The organism is Rhodanobacter sp. G2-10, from assembly GCF_055809185.1.
Genome location: NZ_CM147900.1, coordinates 1527618 through 1543380, shown reverse-complemented (window position 1 = coordinate 1543380; position 15763 = coordinate 1527618). Strand labels below are relative to the sequence as shown.

Below are 15763 nucleotides of genomic sequence, written 5' to 3'. Positions count from 1 at the left end.
ACGGCCCGTCGAAAGCAGCGTTCAATTCTGCGGCGCCAGGCTGCCCGGACGGAGCCAAGGGGACGCCGCCGCGCGAAGGTGGACCCTTGATCAGTTGCGATTCAGAACCCGAAACGCGCAAGCGCCTCGGAGACGCGGGCCCTGGTCGCTGCCGATTGCATCGGAAACGCGCGGAAGAAATCCTCCCTGTCCAGCCTGGGGCTGCGTTCGCGCACGTTGGCAGCCCAGGCCGCGGCACGGATCGCGTCGCCAGCCAATGCATGAGCCGCCACGGCGATCATCGCCAGAAACACATGGGCACCGGGCGAGCATGCCGCGCGCTCGGCCCAGTCGGCAGCTTCCGCGTCCTCGCCCAGCATCATGTGGGTGAAGGCGCGGGTACCCAGCATCGCGTAGTGCAGCGGATCGAGTGGACTCAACCGCATCGCCAGGTCCACGTGGCGGCGAGCCTCCGCGCCACGATGCGCCAGCACTTCCGTCCAGGCCTGGGCATAGATTCCCTGCGCATAATTCGGACTGATGGTGGTGGCGCGTTCAAGCCACGCAAGGCTGCTCTCCAGGTCGCCTTCCAACCAGAAGCTGCGTCCCATCGCGAAGTTCACGAAAGGATCGACCGGATCAAGCTCGAGACCACGAGCCGCGAAGCGCCGCGATAGCGCGATTTCGCCAGCGAGATCATCAGAGTGGTGCATGAAGGCTGTCTGGAAGTGCACGAACGACAGGCCTGCATGGGCGCGCGCGAAACCGGGATCCAGGGCGATCGATCGCTGGAACAACGAATTCGCCACCGCGTTGTCCGCGCGGTTGAACCGGTACATGTGCTGCAGGCCCAGATGGTAGGCCGACCAGGCATCGAGGTTTTCGCTTACCGACAGACGCGCCAATGCCGCCTCGTGCAGCGGAATCCGGATATCCAGCGCCGACAGGGTCTGTGCGCGGATGTCTGCACGCAACCGATGGACATCGTCGATCGCGCCAGCAAAATGCTCGGCCCAGACGACTCCACCGTCGCGGGTATCGATCAGTTCGACCGTCACGGCCAGCGTGCTGCCGGCCATCTCGACGGTGCCCGCAAGGTAATAGCGCACGTTGAGCAGGCGGCCAATCTCACCGGCTTCACCTTGTGACCCGCGCAGTCGAAACGACGACTCGCGGGCAGTGACAAACAACCAGCGCAGGCGCGCCAGTTCGGTGATCAACTCGTGCGGCAGGGCATCGGCGATCGTCGCATACGGCCCGGCGGCACCGAGCAAGCGAAATGGCAACACCGCGATTGACGGCCGCGAACTGCCCGCGACCGGAGGATTGCCTGTCTGCGTGGTGCCCGCGAGTTCCACGGCACCCGATCCGACGACACGCGCCTCCGCCACGAAGCGGAAGCCCTGGCCATGAACGGTCTTGATGAAAGACTGCGTCTTGCCGTCGTCGCCGAGCGCCTGGCGTGCGGACTTGATTCGGCTGGCAATTGCCGCGTCCGAGACCAATCGGCCATCCCACACCTTTTCCAGGATCTCGTCCCGGGAGACCACCCGTTCGCGGCTCTCTATCAGCAAAGCGAGCAAGGCGAACACCTGGGGTTCCACGAGGCGAACTTCGCCACTGGCGCGCAATTCGAACTTCGCCAGATCCAGCTCGAACAAACCGAATTGGTAGATCATGCGCAAGCATAGAACAGCGGCGGCGAAATCTTCCGTGAATCTGCAGCCATTCTCCATGGAATCTGCAAGCATGCGCGCCTGGGGCGTGCTTCACTTGATTCGACGGCGACGGGGCGACCCGGGACTGCCGTTGAACTCGCAAAGGAGTACCGACATGCCCATGGTCACCATCGACGTCATCAAGGACGTCTTCACCCCGAAGCAGAAGCAGGAAATCATCACCCGCGTCACCGATGCCATGGTCGCGGTGGAGGGCGAAAACCTGCGCGGCGCCACCTGGGTCCGCATCAACGAGTTCGCAGGCGGCGACTGGGCCATCGGCGGCAAGCCGCTGCAGGCATCCGACGTACTGGCGCTCGCTGCAGCCAGGACGGCCTAGGAGCCGAATCACGATGCAAATCGCCAAGCAGGACATGCCCGTCAGAATGAAGGCTCCCGGTGCCGTCGCTCGCCAGCAACGGGACTTTGGCGATGCCGCTGGATACGGCACGATCAGCGGTGAGTACTTTTCACTCGCCGCCGGCACCGATATCGCGCCCCTGCTTCATGGACTGAAACATGATCTTTGCCAATGCCCGCATTGGGGCTACGTACTGCAAGGCGAGCTGACAGTCACCTATGCCGGTGGCCGGTCCGAACAACTCGCCAGCGGCGAATTGTTCTACTGGCCACCGGGACACACCGTCAGCGTCAGCCACGACGCCGAGCTCATCATGTTCAGTCCACAGCGCGAGCATGGTGAAGTCATCGAGCACATGCTGAGAACCATGGCCGGCTGATCAATGGATGGCGCCAGCTGACGCAGCTCGACTTCCCGGTTCGAGTCCGCGACCGCCTGGCCTTTGAATCGTCTGTTCCGAAGTTGCCGCGGCTGCATCCCGTATCGAGGCATGCGGGCGGACCTGCGCGTCGTCGAGATCCGATGCAATCCACATGAGCAGATACTCGCTCATGCATCTGATGTGTGTGACGTTGAAGCGAGGACCCGACTTTTCGATGCATTCTCGCGCGAGGTCACTCTCGTCGGCCAGCCAGCAGCTGCTCTGAGCAACATTCGAAAAGGCCTTGCCGCCGCGCCGCCAGACTTGTGGTTGCACATCGCCGCAAACCACTCGTGCCTATTGCTCAACCCCTCCCGAGCGCTCCCGAGACGACAAAAGAAGCTGCGGAGTGTGACCCCCAGCGTCATTATCTGACCTCGCCCTCGTCGATGTGGTGTCAGATCGAAAGATCGTCCGCGAGGCCGGCGGACCCCACGAACGCCACACGAAGGAAATCCGCGCTCACCGGCCGGCCTTTCAAATTGGAACCGGACGCTGAAGACGGCACGGGTGCCACGAGAAGCCGTGCAACTGACGCACTCCTATCCCCCGCGGACATAGCCGCTCCGCACCGCGGCGTGCAATGCGCCGAATTTTCGATCGACGCAAATGCGACGCGCCCGCGCTCTTCGACGCAACGCTTGCGAACCCGCCATCCGCGACCGATCAAGTGCTGGCACGCCGCTTGCTCGTACCCATTCAATGGCACCCGCCAAAGTCGGCATTCGAGTTTCCACGCGAGGGCACGAACGAAACAACAGGAATCGCGAAGTCATGCTGGAACTTGCGCTGAGCACCGCCATTACCACCATCGAGGAGAAAATCGCAATCACGCCTCGACTTGAATCGATCAAGCGATGCCATGTTGCTGCGAATAAAGCCTTCACCCCGACACCAGGCGATTCTGATAGCGTTCGAGAAGCGCCTGGCTCCGATCGCGGTGTCACTGCCAGAGAACGCGACAAAACCACGACTACTGCAAATAAATGACCCCGACGTTACCACCGCTTGCCGACGTGCTCGACCTGATGCCTGATGCAGTCTGCGTCGTTGATGCCGACGGATACTTCTTGTTCGTCAATGCGAGTTTCCAGCGCATCTTCGGCTACACCTCCGAAGAGGTACTTGGCCGGCAAATCTTCACCCTGGTTCACCCCGACGATCGTGCGGCCACTGTCAAACAGGCCGAAGCGGTCATGGCTGGCAAGCTGCAGTTCCATTTCCGCAACCGCTACATCCACAAAGATGGCCACAACGTGGACATCCAATGGTCGGCCCGTTGGCTACCCGAGCATCGCGTGCGCATCGGCGTCGGCCGGGAAGTGACCGAGCTGCGCCGCCTCGAGCGTCAGCTGGAACACCGCGCCAATCACGATTCGTTGACCGGGCTGGCCAACCGCGACCGCCTGCGTGTCGAACTGCAAACCGCGATCGACCGCGCCACCCAGACCGACAGCAGCGTGGCCCTGCTCTATCTGGATCTCGACGGCTTCAAGTTCGTCAACGATCGCGGTGGTCACGATGCTGGCGACCTCCTGTTGCGCGAAGTCGCCGTGCGTCTGCAGCAGGGCATTCGTCTGGGCGACATGGTCGCCCGCGTCGGCGGCGACGAGTTTGTCGCGCTGCTGCCGGGCTGCCGCGACGCCGATGCCGCGCAATGCGTAGCCGATGGATTGCGCGCCCGGCTCGCCAGGCCCTTCAAACTCTCCGACGGCCTGTTTCAGCTGGATGCCAGCATCGGCATTGCCTGCTTTCCCGCCGACGGTACCGACGCCGATACCCTACTGACACGTGCCGACGAGGCCATGTATGTGGTCAAGCGCCAGCGATCGCTGCGCACGGTGGACAAGTCCGGGCAGGATATCGTCGACTGACGCAACCGGTCGCTTCGAACAAGGTTGGTTGCCCCCGCAAGAGATCCGCGAGCAAACCTGGCATCCACCATGACCCCCGGGCGTTCGGTATCCTGCAGGCATGGCGCACCTGGTATCGACACTTGACTCCCGCCTGCGCAGGGCCGCCGCGTGGTGCCTGACCCTGTTGCTCGTCGGGTGCGCCACGGCCCCCGATCAACAGGCGTCCTGGCCATCACCGACGCAAGTGCGAGCGGAGATCGTGCAGCGCTTGCCTGCCGACGCGCCGGATCGCACCGGCTGGGCCAGCGACATCCAGACGGCATTCGCGACGCAGCACATCAACCCGAATCCCGAGAACATCTGCGCCGTGCTGGCGGTGACGGCGCAGGAATCCGGCTTCCAGGCTGACCCGAGCGTCCCCGACCTGCCACGCATTGCGCGCGAGGAGATCCATCGTCGTGCGGCTGCGCATCACATCCCGCAGCTGCTGGTCGATACAGCACTGAAGATCCATTCACCGGACGGCCGTTCGTACAGCGACCGTCTGCAGCACGCGCGCACCGAACGCGAACTGAGCAGCATCTACGAGGACCTGGTCGCCAGCGTGCCCTTGGGCAGGCGTCTGTTCTCGGACTTCAACCCGGTGCAGACCGGTGGCCCGATGCAGGTCAACATCGCGTTTGCCGAAGCACGCGCGGACGACTACCCATACCCCGTCGAAAACAGCATCCGCGACGAGGTGTTCACCCGTCGCGGCGGACTGTACTTCGGCATCATGCACCTGCTTGGCTATCAGACTCCATACACGCGCAAGGTATTCCGTTTCGCTGACTACAACGCCGGCCAGTACGCGAGTCGCAACGCGGCGTTCCAGAACGCCGTGAGCGCTGCCACCGGCATCCCGCTGGCGCTGGACGGGGATCTGCTCAACCCCGGTGCACCGCTGGACCGCCCCGGCGAAACCGAACGTGCCGTGAGGAGCCTGCGCAGCGACCTTGGCATGAACGCTCGCGCCATCCGAAAGGCACTCCAGCGCAGCAACCGCCTGGACTTCGACGACACCGCCCTCTATGCGCGCATCCATGCCCTCGCCGACGCCCGCACGGGCAAGCATCTGCCTCGCGCCATGATCCCCGGCATCCAGCTGGACAGCCCCAAGATCACGCGCAAACTGACCACGGCGTGGTTTGCGAAACGCGTGGATGCGCGTTATCGCCGCTGCATGAAGCGGTGAGTCACACAAGTACGGTGAACACAAGGCCACTCGGCTTCAGCCTGGTTTCGTCGACCAGCAGTCGCGCTGAAAAAACGGCTCAACAACGCGCTTCTCCAGCACACCCAACGGAGCCAGATTCGCGCACCAAACCCGAAGCAGTGAACTAGATCCGAAGGGCACTTGTCTGGCCCCAAGGTCCCGCTGTTCCGTCATTCCTGCGAAAGCAGGAACCCAGTGTCCCCGCCTTCGCCGGACCATCGAAGGCTTCTTGACCCTCGCTTTCACGAGTATCGACAGCGCAAGCAGGTGAAGTTCAAACCTGACTCATGTTTCCAACACCGCTTTCATCGGAAAAGGGACCCTCTGACCGACCCTGACCACTTGGTTCGAAATCTACAGTCCAGACCGGCAACTGTCGGGAAGAAATTTGTCGTCAATATCCGGGGTTGCACACAGCCATGACACCGTGGTTCCGCGCCGCAACGCGATCAGCGTCAAGACGCGACCAGCAAGATGCTCGTCGACTGACGTTTCATCGAACTTCATCAGGACACTACCCTTGGAAATCCCTATCTCACTGAAATACTGGCTGTGGAGCTCCACGGGAGACAACAACCCTGCCGCTTCGTTGTTTTCAGGCAACCCGCCGTGCCCCCGCAGATAGTCTTCAACCACAGATTTCTCGTGGGCAACAGAAGCCAACGCTTCAGTTACCTGCTTTCTTGCAACGCTGACTTGGCGAAGTGAATTCCCGATCCACGCCAGATTCGAAATCACGATCACGCCCCAGACCAGCAGCAGTGCTTGCCACGCCGTCCATCCCTTCGCTGCACCGCCGGGCCGCCACTCACCCGCGCTCACGAACCTGCGCTGGCCTCCGTCCGTTGTGATGGCTCGTTGGCCGCGAGGCGCCACCAACTGCACCAGGAACGCCAGCGTAATGAGCATGAGCAGTACAAAGAAGGTCATGAGCCACGTGACAAGAGCCCAGAACAACAAGGAGCTTTCATCATGCGTGTAACAGATCACACGAGCCGAAAACCGGCCCGCTGCACAAACCCGACCATCCAGGCCACCCGCCACCGCAGATGCATAGAACGCGAAGAAAAGCATCAGCAAAACACCTGCCAGAACGAATTGGCACACCTTGTGGAAAATGACGTTCTCTTGGAAAAAGCGGGCCCACACGAGCCACAGGATCACCCAGAAGGTGAACACGATTGCCGTGGCGTAGAGAAAACCGTTGGTATCCGCGAGACGAACCAGATCTTCCATGTCAAAACTCCATTCCGTGCCAAAACAGGGGTCAGAGTCTGAAGTTTCCCCACGAATCATTCCGCTCAATCAATAACTTACACGCGCCGTGATTGAACGGTGCACGCATGATGCGGTCATTCCTCACAGGTTACGAAGCCAGAGGAGACCACACCATACGTGCCACCGAAGTATTGCAAAAGTGTTTGAGCGGCGCACTCGACTCGATGCACGCAGTGCGCAGCCGTGTGTTGCTGCACGCCGTCGAAGCGACAGCAAAACAGGGGTCAGAGTCGACTTTTGAACAACGGTACCTCCTCAAGCCGCCGCCCGAACAAGGGGACGTCGCGAATTAAGCGCAACGCATTGGCATCGCCGGCCAACGTAGTCGACGAAATTAGTTTGCCACGTCCCCTTTGATCCGTCCCCTTTAGTCCAGAAATGAATTCGCCTCCAAACTCACGCATCGGGATCGAAGTAGTCGCTATCGATGCGTTTGACTGTGTAGGTAGCCTCCTGGCTTACGCCTACGTCGTGGCGGATCATCAACTCGGCTAGCTTTAGGCCATCGATCAACACGATCTTCTTGCTGATTTTGCCAACGTAGTCACGAGCCTCCGCAGTGAAGGCGGAGGTCGTGATAAACACACCCTTGTTGGCACGCTCGCCTTCCAGCGAGCCGGAAAACGCCTGCACCAGAGGGCGACCGACGTTGTCTTTCCAGCGCTTGGCCTGCAGGTAGATCTTGTCCAAGCCAAGCTGGTCCTCGTCAATCACGCCATCAATGCCGCCATCGCCAGACCGCCCGACGGTATGTCCCGCCTCAACACGGGAGCCGCCGTAACCCATTGCTAGCATCAAATCCACGACGATCCGCTCGAAGTATTCGGGGCTAACCTGCTTCACGCGCTCCAGCAATTCGTCGGCGAGGTCTCGCCGCAACTGCGAGTGCATTCGCTCAAGCGTTTCACGCGGCGTCTCGTCTTCTGCCTCAGGCGCACTGCTGTCGGCCGCCGTCTGGGTCGCAGCCGATTTGGATGGGCGAGCCCACTCCGCAAACTCGGGGTAACGCATCAACCATGCGTCGTTGAGGTTTGCCGGATTCTCCTGCAACACCGTCTTTCCGCGCTCGGTGATGCTAACCATCCCCCACTTCGGTGACTCCACCAAACCGGCCTTCTTAAGAAAGGTGCGGGCCCATGCAATGCGGTTGCGATAGGTGTGGTCGGTACCGCTCGGCAGCATTTGGCTCAGATCGCTGTCGCTCAGGCCCGCCTCCGTAGCGAGCGCGTCGTATACCTCGGACATCCGCCGCTTCTGGCCATCGCTCAGCAGCCGTAACAGCGGCAGATACCACCAATCGTATTTGGGCACGGCCATATCTTGCTCCTTGTCCTGAGACCTTACGAGACCATCGGCAACTTCAACCCCTGCTCTGTGGCGCACTCCACCGCAATCCCATACCCCGCATCCGCATGCCGCATCACCCCGGTCCCCGGATCATTCCACAACACCCGCGCAATCCTCTCATCCGCTTCCTTCGTCCCATCACAAACAATCACCAACCCCGAATGCTGCGAATACCCCATCCCCACCCCACCCCCATGATGCAGCGAAACCCACGTCGCCCCACCAGCGACGTTTAGCATCGCGTTGAGCAACGGCCAGTCGGACACCGCATCGGAGCCATCCTTCATCGCCTCGGTCTCGCGATTCGGTGATGCCACCGAGCCGGAATCCAGATGATCTCGCCCGATCACCACCGGCGCCTTCAGCTCACCGTTGCGCACCATTTCGTTGAAGGCCAGCCCCAGCTTGTCGCGCAAGCCCAGCCCGACCCAGCAGATGCGCGAGGGGAGCCCCTGGAAGGCGATGCGCTCTTTCGCCATGTCCAGCCAGTTGTGCAGGTGTTTGTCGTCGGGGATGAGTTCCTTGACCTTGGCGTCGGTCTTGTAGATGTCTTCCGGATCGCCCGACAGCGCGACCCAGCGGAACGGGCCGATGCCGCGGCAGAACAGCGGACGCACGTAGGCAGGCACGAAGCCGGGAAACGCGAACGCGTTTTCACATCCGACGTCTTTGGCCATCTGGCGGATGTTGTTGCCGTAGTCGAAGGTGGGGATGCCTTGCGCGTGGAAGGCGAGCATCGCGTCCACGTGGGTCTTCATGGACAGCTTGGCGGCGCGCGAGGTGCCGAGCGGATCGGCCTTGCGCCGCTCGAACCACTGCTCCACTGTCCAGCCCTGCGGCAGGTAGCCGTTGACCGGGTCGTGCGCGCTGGTCTGGTCCGTGACCGCGTCAGGCTTGACGCCGCGCTTGACCAGCTCGGGCAGGATGTCGGCGGCGTTGCCGAGCAGCGCGATGGATTTCGCTTCGCCGGCCTTCGTGTATTTCACGATCCGCGCTAGCGCGTCATCGAGGTCGCTGGCCTGCTCATCGACGTAGCGGGTCTTCAGGCGGAAGTCGATGCGGCTCTGCTGACATTCGATGTTGAGGCTGCATGCGCCGGCGAGGCTGGCGGCCAGCGGCTGCGCCGCGCCCATGCCACCGAGGCCGGCGGTGAGAATCCAGCGCCCCTTCAAATTCCCGTCGTAATGCTGGCGCCCCATTTCGACGAAGGTTTCGTAGGTGCCCTGGATGATGCCTTGCGAACCGATGTAGATCCACGAGCCGGCGGTCATCTGGCCATACATCATCAAGCCCTTTTTATCGAGCTCGTTGAAGTGTTCCCAGGTCGCCCAGTGCGGCACCAGGTTGGAGTTGGCGATCAGCACGCGTGGCGCGTCGACATGGGTACGGAACACGCCGACCGGCTTACCGGATTGCACCAGCAGGGTCTCGTCGTCGTTGAGTTCGCGCAGCGATTTCAGGATCGCGTCGAAGCATTCCCAATTGCGTGCGGCGCGACCGATGCCGCCGTACACCACCAGCTCGGCCGGGTTCTCCGCCACCTCCGGATCGAGGTTGTTCTGGATCATGCGGAACGGCGCTTCGCTGAGCCAGCTCTTGCAGGTCAGCTCGGTGCCGCGCGGCGCGCGGATGCTGCGGGTGGTGTCGATACGGGTGGGTGCATTCATGGAATAGAAGTCCTGAAAGTGACCTCCCTGAGTATAGCGCCGAGGCGATGGCCACCGGCCTGCATACGGCGAGGTTGATGTGGCCGGCCAGGCCGTTGATTCCGGCAGGACGAAAGACACTGGTGCCGGGAAACGAATCGCCGGATTCTGCGCAAATCCCCACGTGGAGGGTCGGCCCATGGAACACCTCGCCTTGCCTTTGCTGCTCCTTCTCGCGACGGCCACGCCCGGCGTGCCCGCACATCAAGATGCTTCCGCCAAGGCGGTCTGCCAGGTCTGGCAGCGCGAATTGTCGTTCGCGCAAAGCGTGCAACGACACGACCGCAGCGCGTTCGCTGCGCACCTCGTCAAAGATGCCGTGTTTGACGCCAACTCGGCCAAGCCGACGCAGGGGCGCGCGGCGGTCACCCGGGCATGGAGCGGCATCATCGAGGGCGAGACGGTGCGGTTGAGCTGGTATCCCGAACATGTGGTGGTGGCCGCCACCGGTGCCCTGGCCACGTCCAGCGGACCCTACCTGTTGGAGAACCGGGCAGCGACTGCAAAGACGCGCTATGCGATCGGACGATTCGCCACTACCTGGCTGCGCGGCAACGATGGTATCTGGCGGGTGGTCTTCGATGGTGGCGAAGCACCGAGGCCGGCGGACGAGGCAGCAGTGACATCGTTCGAAGCCGGTCGCAAGCTGGACTGCCCGGCCGACGATGCCTGAGCAGCGTCACCCATCGATGTCCGAAAACGGCGAGTCTGGCCAGGAAAGCGGTGCTAGCCTCCACCCATGTCCGAAGCGCCTATCGCCACCCTGCCCGCCCCCACCGTCTGCGAACAGGCACGGCTCAGCCGCGATGCACGCTTCGACGGGCTGTTCTTCACCGCCGTCACCAGCACGCGGATCTACTGCCGCCCGGTCTGCCCGGCGCCGGCACCGAAATCATCCAACCTTCGCTACTTCGCCAGCGCCGCTGCCGCGGAAGCAGCCGGTTTCCGACCGTGCCTGCGTTGCCGGCCCGAGCTGGCGCCGGGGAACGCGGTATGGCATCGCGGTGAACACGTGGTGGCGCGTGCGCTGAAGCTGATCGAAGCCGGGGAACTGGCCGAACAGTCGCTGGAACAGCTGGCCACGCGCGTCGGCTTGGGCGCGCGCCAGCTGCGGCGCCTGTTTGTGGCGCATCTCGGCGCACCGCCGCTGCATGTGCACACCACGCGCCGTCTGCTGTTCGCCAAGCAGCTGCTGGTCGAAACCACGCTGCCCGTGACCGAGGTGGCGCTGGCCGCGGGATTCGCCAGCCTGCGCCGCTTCAACGCCGCGTTCGCGCAGGCAAACCGGATGCCCCCACGCGAGTTGCGCCGGCAACCACGCGCCGCGCTCGGGAACGGCCTGATATTGCGCCTGGGCTATCGCCCACCGTACGACTTCGAGGCGATCCTGACGTTCTTGCGCACGCGCGCCCTGCCAGGCGTCGAGCTGGTCGATGACCACACGTACATGCGCGTGTTCGGCCCGGCCGGTGCAGCAGGATGGTTGCGCCTGAGCGCATGGCCGGGTGGCGAACATGCACTGAAGCTGGAACTGCACGGCGCGCCACCGGCCCAGTTGCTGCCACTGGTCACGCGTCTGCGGCGGATGTTCGACCTGGATGCCGATCCACGCGTGATCGCCGCCACACTCGGCGCCGGCACGATCCTGAAACCCATGCTGCGCAAACACCCCGGCCTGCGCCTGCCCGGTGGCTGGGATGGCTTCGAGATCGCGGTGCGCGCAGTGCTCGGCCAGCAGGTCAGCGTGGCAGCCGCACGCACACTGGCGCTGCGCATCGTGCAGCAATACGGCGCAGCAGTGGACACGCCATTGCCAGAGGGGTTGCAGCGGCTGTTTCCCACGCCGGCGCAACTGGTCAACGCAGACTTGCGGCAACTCGGCGTGACCACCGCGCGCGCCGCCACGATCCGCGGCATCGCGCAGGCGCTGCTGGACGGACGCGCGGACTTTCACCCCGATCAACCGCTGGATGATTTCGTGGCGCGCTGGGTGGCGCTGCCCGGTATCGGCGAATGGACGGCCCATTACATGGCGATGCGCGCCCTGAGCCATCCCGATGCCTTTCCCGCCGCCGACCTGATACTGCGTCGCGCCGCCGCGGGTGACGGACCGGAGCTGAGCACGAAGGCGCTCGCGGCACTGGCCGAAGCGTGGCGGCCGTGGCGCGCCTACGCGGTGATGCATTTGTGGCGTGCCAGTTCCAGCACCCCGGCGAAACCTCGCCGCGACAAGCGAAAGGCAAACGCATGACATCGAACACCATTCACTACGACGAGATGGACAGCCCGGTCGGCACCCTGCGACTGGTGGCTGATGACGCAGGTCTGCGCGAGATCTGGTTCGAGCACGAACGGCATCCGAAACAGGCGGATCCCGGCTGGGTTCGCGCCAAGGCGCCGTTGCGGTTTGCCCGAACCCAACTGGACGAATACTTCGCCGGTGAGCGGCAACACTTCGACCTGCCGCTGCATCCGCTTGGCACGCCGTTCCAGTTGACGGTATGGGAGGAACTGCGGCGCATTCCGTATGGCAAGACGATCAGCTACGGCGAATTGGCACGGCGCATCGGCAAACCGCAGGCGATGCGTGCCGTCGGCGCCGCCAACGGTCGCAATCCGTTGCCGATCGTGGTGCCCTGCCATCGAGTGATCGGCGCGGACGGCAGCCTCACCGGGTTTGGCGGCGGCCTTCCGATCAAACGTTGGCTGCTGACGCTAGAGCATGCCCTGCCCGCAAATGATCTGTTCACCACGCCTGCGGCGCCGCTGCGCGGTGCGAGCTGATCACGCGAAGTCAGTCGTCAACCCCCACTGCGCGATGAGGCCGGCGCATCCTGCGGAATCACCCGTGGCAACGCGTTGACCTGGTCTCTATAGCGATCCACAAGGTCCTGCTGCGCCGCGCGATCCCGATGCTGCTGCGCCTGATCGGCCTGCTGCAGTTGCCGCTGCAGAGCCGCATCTTTCGCGCCAGGCTGCTTGGCCTGGTCGGAAACGGATTGATGCAATTGCTGCTGTAACTGGCTCTTCTGCAGTTGATCCGTCACCTGCTGTTGGCGAACCGCCTGCTGGAACTGCGTGTCCGGTGGGGGCGCAATCGTTTGCCAGGCGCAAGCGAGGCCGACCGGCGCGAGCACAAGTGCGCCGATCAGCAGCGGTTGAACTGTGCGACGGAACAAGAGAATGCGTGCCATGGCGATGACTCTGCGCGATCATGTGAGGATTGTTGAACCCATTCTGAGGCTCGCCACATGAAATTCCTGTTTCGCCTGCTGCTTTGCGCGTTGGCCGCCAGCAGCCTGGGCTGCGCCCACCAGCCCTCGATCAGCGCAGCAAGCGGCACGGCTGGCACAAGTCATCCGACGCCGCTGCTGCTGATCTCGATCGACGGCTATCGCGCCAACTACCTCGACCGCGGCCTCAACCCGACCCTGCAGATGCTGGCGGACAGCGGAGTGCGTGCCCGCTGGATGCAGCCGTCATTCCCCTCGCTGACCTTCCCCAATCACTATGCGATCGTCACCGGACGCTACCCGGACAACAATGGCATCGTCGACAACAAGATGGTCGATCCCAAGCTGGGCAGCTTTTCGCTCAGCGACCGCAAGGCCGTCGGTGACGGACGCTGGTGGGAAGAAGCCGAACCGATCTGGGTCGACGCCGACCGCCATGGCCTGAAGACCGCCACCTTGTTCTGGCCGGGGTCGGAGGCTGCCATTCACGGTTATCGACCTGATCATTGGAAGCTCTACGACGTCAACATGTCGTACGACGCGCGAGTCGACCAGGTGCTGCACTGGCTGGACTTGCCGCCGGGCCAGCGACCCTCCTTCCTGACCCTGTATTTCGAGGGCGTCGATACCGCCGGCCATTACTACGGCCCCGATTCGCCGCAGGTGAATGAGGCCATGCGCGAGGTCGACGCTGCACTGGCCCGCCTGATGGCCGGGCTGCGCCAGCGCGGCCTTTACAACCACCTCAACCTTATCGTGCTGGCCGACCACGGCATGGCAGCCACACCGCTTGACCAGCGCATCCAGCTCGACGACCTGATCGACCCCAGCCGTGCCCACGTCGTGGCAACCGGCCCGCTGGCCAGCCTCAATCCGGACCCCGGCTACGAAGCCGAGGCGGAAGCAGCACTGCTCAAGCCACACCCGCACATGACCTGCTGGAAGAAATCGCAGATCCCCGCCCGATTGCACTACGGAAAGAATCCCCGGGTACCCAAACTGGTCTGTTCGGCCCAGGTCGGCTGGCTGATCGTGAGTCGCCACAAACAGATGTTGCATGGCGAAAAAGCACTGCTGGGAGACCATGGCTTCGACAATGCCGCGCCGGAGATGCGTGCGCTGTTCATCGCACACGGCCCGGTGTTCCGCCAGGGGGCGGTGGTCCCGGCCTTCCCCAACGTCGACGTCTATCCGCTCATGACCCACCTGCTGGGCATCCCCGCCGCGGTCAATGACGGCAGCTACGACGCGGTGAAAGGCATGCTGAAACCGACTTACCGCTGAGCCTCAGCCAACGGGCTTGCTCCGAATCCCGAATGCCCAATCCCCAATCCCGAACTAAGGCATCGCCCCGCGACTCATCGGCGTGGGTGGTGTCGCCACATTGACCAGGGGTGGCAAGCGCACCAGGCGCAGCGCGATCAGCAGTCCCGCCAGCACCAGCACGCCCACGAACAGCGCCACGCCGTTCCAGCCATGTGATGCATAGAACAGGCCGCCGCTGGCGCCAGCGATGCTTGAGCCCATGTAGTAGCAGAACAGGTAGACCGAGGCGGCCTGCGCCTTTGCCGCGCCAGCACGCCGACCGACCCAGCTGCTGACGATGGAATGTCCACCGAAGAAGCCGAAGGTGACCGCCACGATGCCGAGCATGATGAGCCACAGCGGTTGCAGCATGGTGAGCGTCACGCCGACCAGCATCAGTGCCAGCGCCGTCCACAACACCTTGCGTCGTCCCAGCTTGCCAGCCAAGTGCCCCATCCAGGCCGAGCTGAACGTACCCACCAGGTAGATGCCGAAGATCAAGCCGACTACTGCCTGGCTCAGGTTGTACGGCGGCGCCAGCAGGCGATAGCCCAGATAGTTGTAAACCGTGACGAAGGCACCGAGCAGCAGGAAGCCCTCGACGAACAGCCACGGCAGGCCGCGGTCATGGAACATGCCCGAGAAGCGGCCGAGCACCATGCGCCACCGCAGCGGTTGTGCCTCGAAATGCCGCGATGCCGGCAGCGAACGCGAGAAGATCCATGCCGCCAGCAGGCCGATCACGCCAACTACCGCCACGCCCACGCGCCAGTCGAAGAAGTCGGTCAGCACGCCGGTGATCAGACGCCCGCCCATGCCACCGACAGCGCTGCCGCTGATGTACAGCCCCATGCCGAGACCGATTGATTCGACGTGCATCTCCTCACTGAGGTAGGTCATCGCCACCGCCGGCAGCCCGCTCAGGGTCAACCCGAGCAGCGTGCGTACCACCAGCAACGCGCCCCAGCTCGGCATCACCGCCGAAAGCAGCACCAGCACCGCGGAGGAGAGCAGCGAAGCGACCATCACCCGCTTGCGTCCCCACGCATCGGAAAGCGCACCAGCGAACAACATGGCGAATGCCAGCACGCCGGTGGTCAGCGACAACGACAACGCGCTGACCGCCGCGCTCACGCCGTAGTCGTCACTGAACTCCGGCATCAACGGCTGCACGCAGTAGAGCAGGCCGAACGTGGCAAAGCCGGCGGCGAACAGCGCCAGGTTGGTACGCTTGAATGCCGGGGTGCCGTGGTGGATGAAGGCCACGGACGGCGTCGCAGAGTCGTGCAGTTCTGACATGGTCA

15 protein-coding genes are annotated in these 15763 nt (G+C 63.3%); 9 read left to right on the top strand and 6 right to left on the bottom strand.

The genetic code is table 11. The annotated features are described in order from the left end of the window. Positions 1-101: 101 nt before the first annotated feature. Positions 102-1658, bottom strand: a complete 1557-nt coding sequence (locus AC0L58_RS07085; RefSeq protein ID WP_473688040.1) for a winged helix-turn-helix domain-containing tetratricopeptide repeat protein — start codon at positions 1656-1658, stop codon at positions 102-104. Positions 1659-1818: 160 nt separating this feature from the next. On the opposite strand from AC0L58_RS07085, the gene AC0L58_RS07080 reads away from it, so the two are divergent. The 5 genes from AC0L58_RS07080 (at position 1819) to AC0L58_RS07060 (ending at position 5569) form a co-directional block, all read left to right on the top strand. Continuing rightward, entirely contained in the window at positions 1819-2037 is a 219-nt protein-coding gene (locus tag AC0L58_RS07080) for a tautomerase family protein (RefSeq protein WP_473688038.1), read from the top strand. A 13-nt stretch (positions 2038-2050) separates the two neighbouring features. Continuing rightward, positions 2051-2437, top strand: a complete 387-nt coding sequence (locus AC0L58_RS07075) for a cupin domain-containing protein (protein WP_473688036.1) — start codon at positions 2051-2053, stop codon at positions 2435-2437. 816 nt (positions 2438-3253) lie between these two features. After that, entirely contained in the window at positions 3254-3469 is a 216-nt protein-coding gene (locus tag AC0L58_RS07070; protein WP_473688034.1) for a hypothetical protein, read from the top strand. Continuing rightward, positions 3466-4353 carry a diguanylate cyclase domain-containing protein gene (locus tag AC0L58_RS07065; protein ID WP_473688032.1) on the top strand — a complete coding sequence of 296 codons (888 nt, stop codon included), beginning with the start codon at positions 3466-3468 and terminating at the stop codon, positions 4351-4353. Before AC0L58_RS07070 ends, AC0L58_RS07065 begins: the two co-directional genes overlap by 4 nt. Positions 4354-4453: 100 nt before the next feature. Beyond that, complete coding sequence (locus AC0L58_RS07060) at positions 4454-5569, top strand: DUF1615 domain-containing protein (protein WP_473688030.1); 1116 nt, start codon at positions 4454-4456, stop codon at positions 5567-5569. A 375-nt stretch (positions 5570-5944) separates the two neighbouring features. Here AC0L58_RS07060 and AC0L58_RS07055 read toward each other — a convergent pair whose 3' ends face one another. From AC0L58_RS07055 to hutU, 3 genes are all read right to left on the bottom strand, one after another. Beyond that, the gene (locus tag AC0L58_RS07055; protein ID WP_473688028.1) at positions 5945-6826 is read right to left on the bottom strand and encodes a pilin; all 882 of its coding nucleotides are present in this window, start codon (positions 6824-6826) and stop codon (positions 5945-5947) included. Between the two features lie 438 nt (positions 6827-7264). Then, positions 7265-8185 carry a restriction endonuclease gene (locus AC0L58_RS07050; RefSeq protein ID WP_473688025.1) on the bottom strand — a complete coding sequence of 307 codons (921 nt, stop codon included), beginning with the start codon at positions 8183-8185 and terminating at the stop codon, positions 7265-7267. 23 nt (positions 8186-8208) lie between these two features. Next, entirely contained in the window at positions 8209-9882 is a 1674-nt protein-coding gene (hutU, locus tag AC0L58_RS07045; RefSeq protein WP_473688624.1) for a urocanate hydratase, read from the bottom strand. 178 nt (positions 9883-10060) lie between these two features. Here hutU and AC0L58_RS07040 point away from each other — a divergent pair, with 178 nt between their 5' ends. The 3 genes from AC0L58_RS07040 to AC0L58_RS07030 all read left to right on the top strand — a co-directional run bounded on the left by AC0L58_RS07040 (position 10061) and on the right by AC0L58_RS07030 (position 12705). Next, complete coding sequence (locus AC0L58_RS07040; protein WP_473688023.1) at positions 10061-10594, top strand: YybH family protein; 534 nt, start codon at positions 10061-10063, stop codon at positions 10592-10594. Between the two features lie 66 nt (positions 10595-10660). Then, positions 10661-12172 carry a DNA-3-methyladenine glycosylase 2 family protein gene (locus AC0L58_RS07035; RefSeq protein ID WP_473688021.1) on the top strand — a complete coding sequence of 504 codons (1512 nt, stop codon included), beginning with the start codon at positions 10661-10663 and terminating at the stop codon, positions 12170-12172. Beyond that, on the top strand, positions 12169-12705 hold the full coding sequence (locus AC0L58_RS07030) for a methylated-DNA--[protein]-cysteine S-methyltransferase (RefSeq protein ID WP_473688019.1): 537 nt from the start codon (positions 12169-12171) through the stop codon (positions 12703-12705). Before AC0L58_RS07035 ends, AC0L58_RS07030 begins: the two co-directional genes overlap by 4 nt. A gap of 17 nt (positions 12706-12722) precedes the next feature. Here the strand turns inward: AC0L58_RS07030 and AC0L58_RS07025 are convergent, their stop codons facing one another. After that, positions 12723-13115, bottom strand: coding sequence for a hypothetical protein (locus AC0L58_RS07025; RefSeq protein WP_473688017.1), 393 nt, complete (start codon positions 13113-13115; stop codon positions 12723-12725). 57 nt (positions 13116-13172) lie between these two features. On the opposite strand from AC0L58_RS07025, the gene AC0L58_RS07020 reads away from it, so the two are divergent. Continuing rightward, positions 13173-14438, top strand: a complete 1266-nt coding sequence (locus tag AC0L58_RS07020; RefSeq protein WP_473688015.1) for an alkaline phosphatase family protein — start codon at positions 13173-13175, stop codon at positions 14436-14438. Positions 14439-14492: 54 nt separating this feature from the next. Here the strand turns inward: AC0L58_RS07020 and AC0L58_RS07015 are convergent, their stop codons facing one another. Next, entirely contained in the window at positions 14493-15758 is a 1266-nt protein-coding gene (locus tag AC0L58_RS07015) for an MFS transporter (protein ID WP_473688013.1), read from the bottom strand. Positions 15759-15763: the final 5 nt, after the last annotated feature.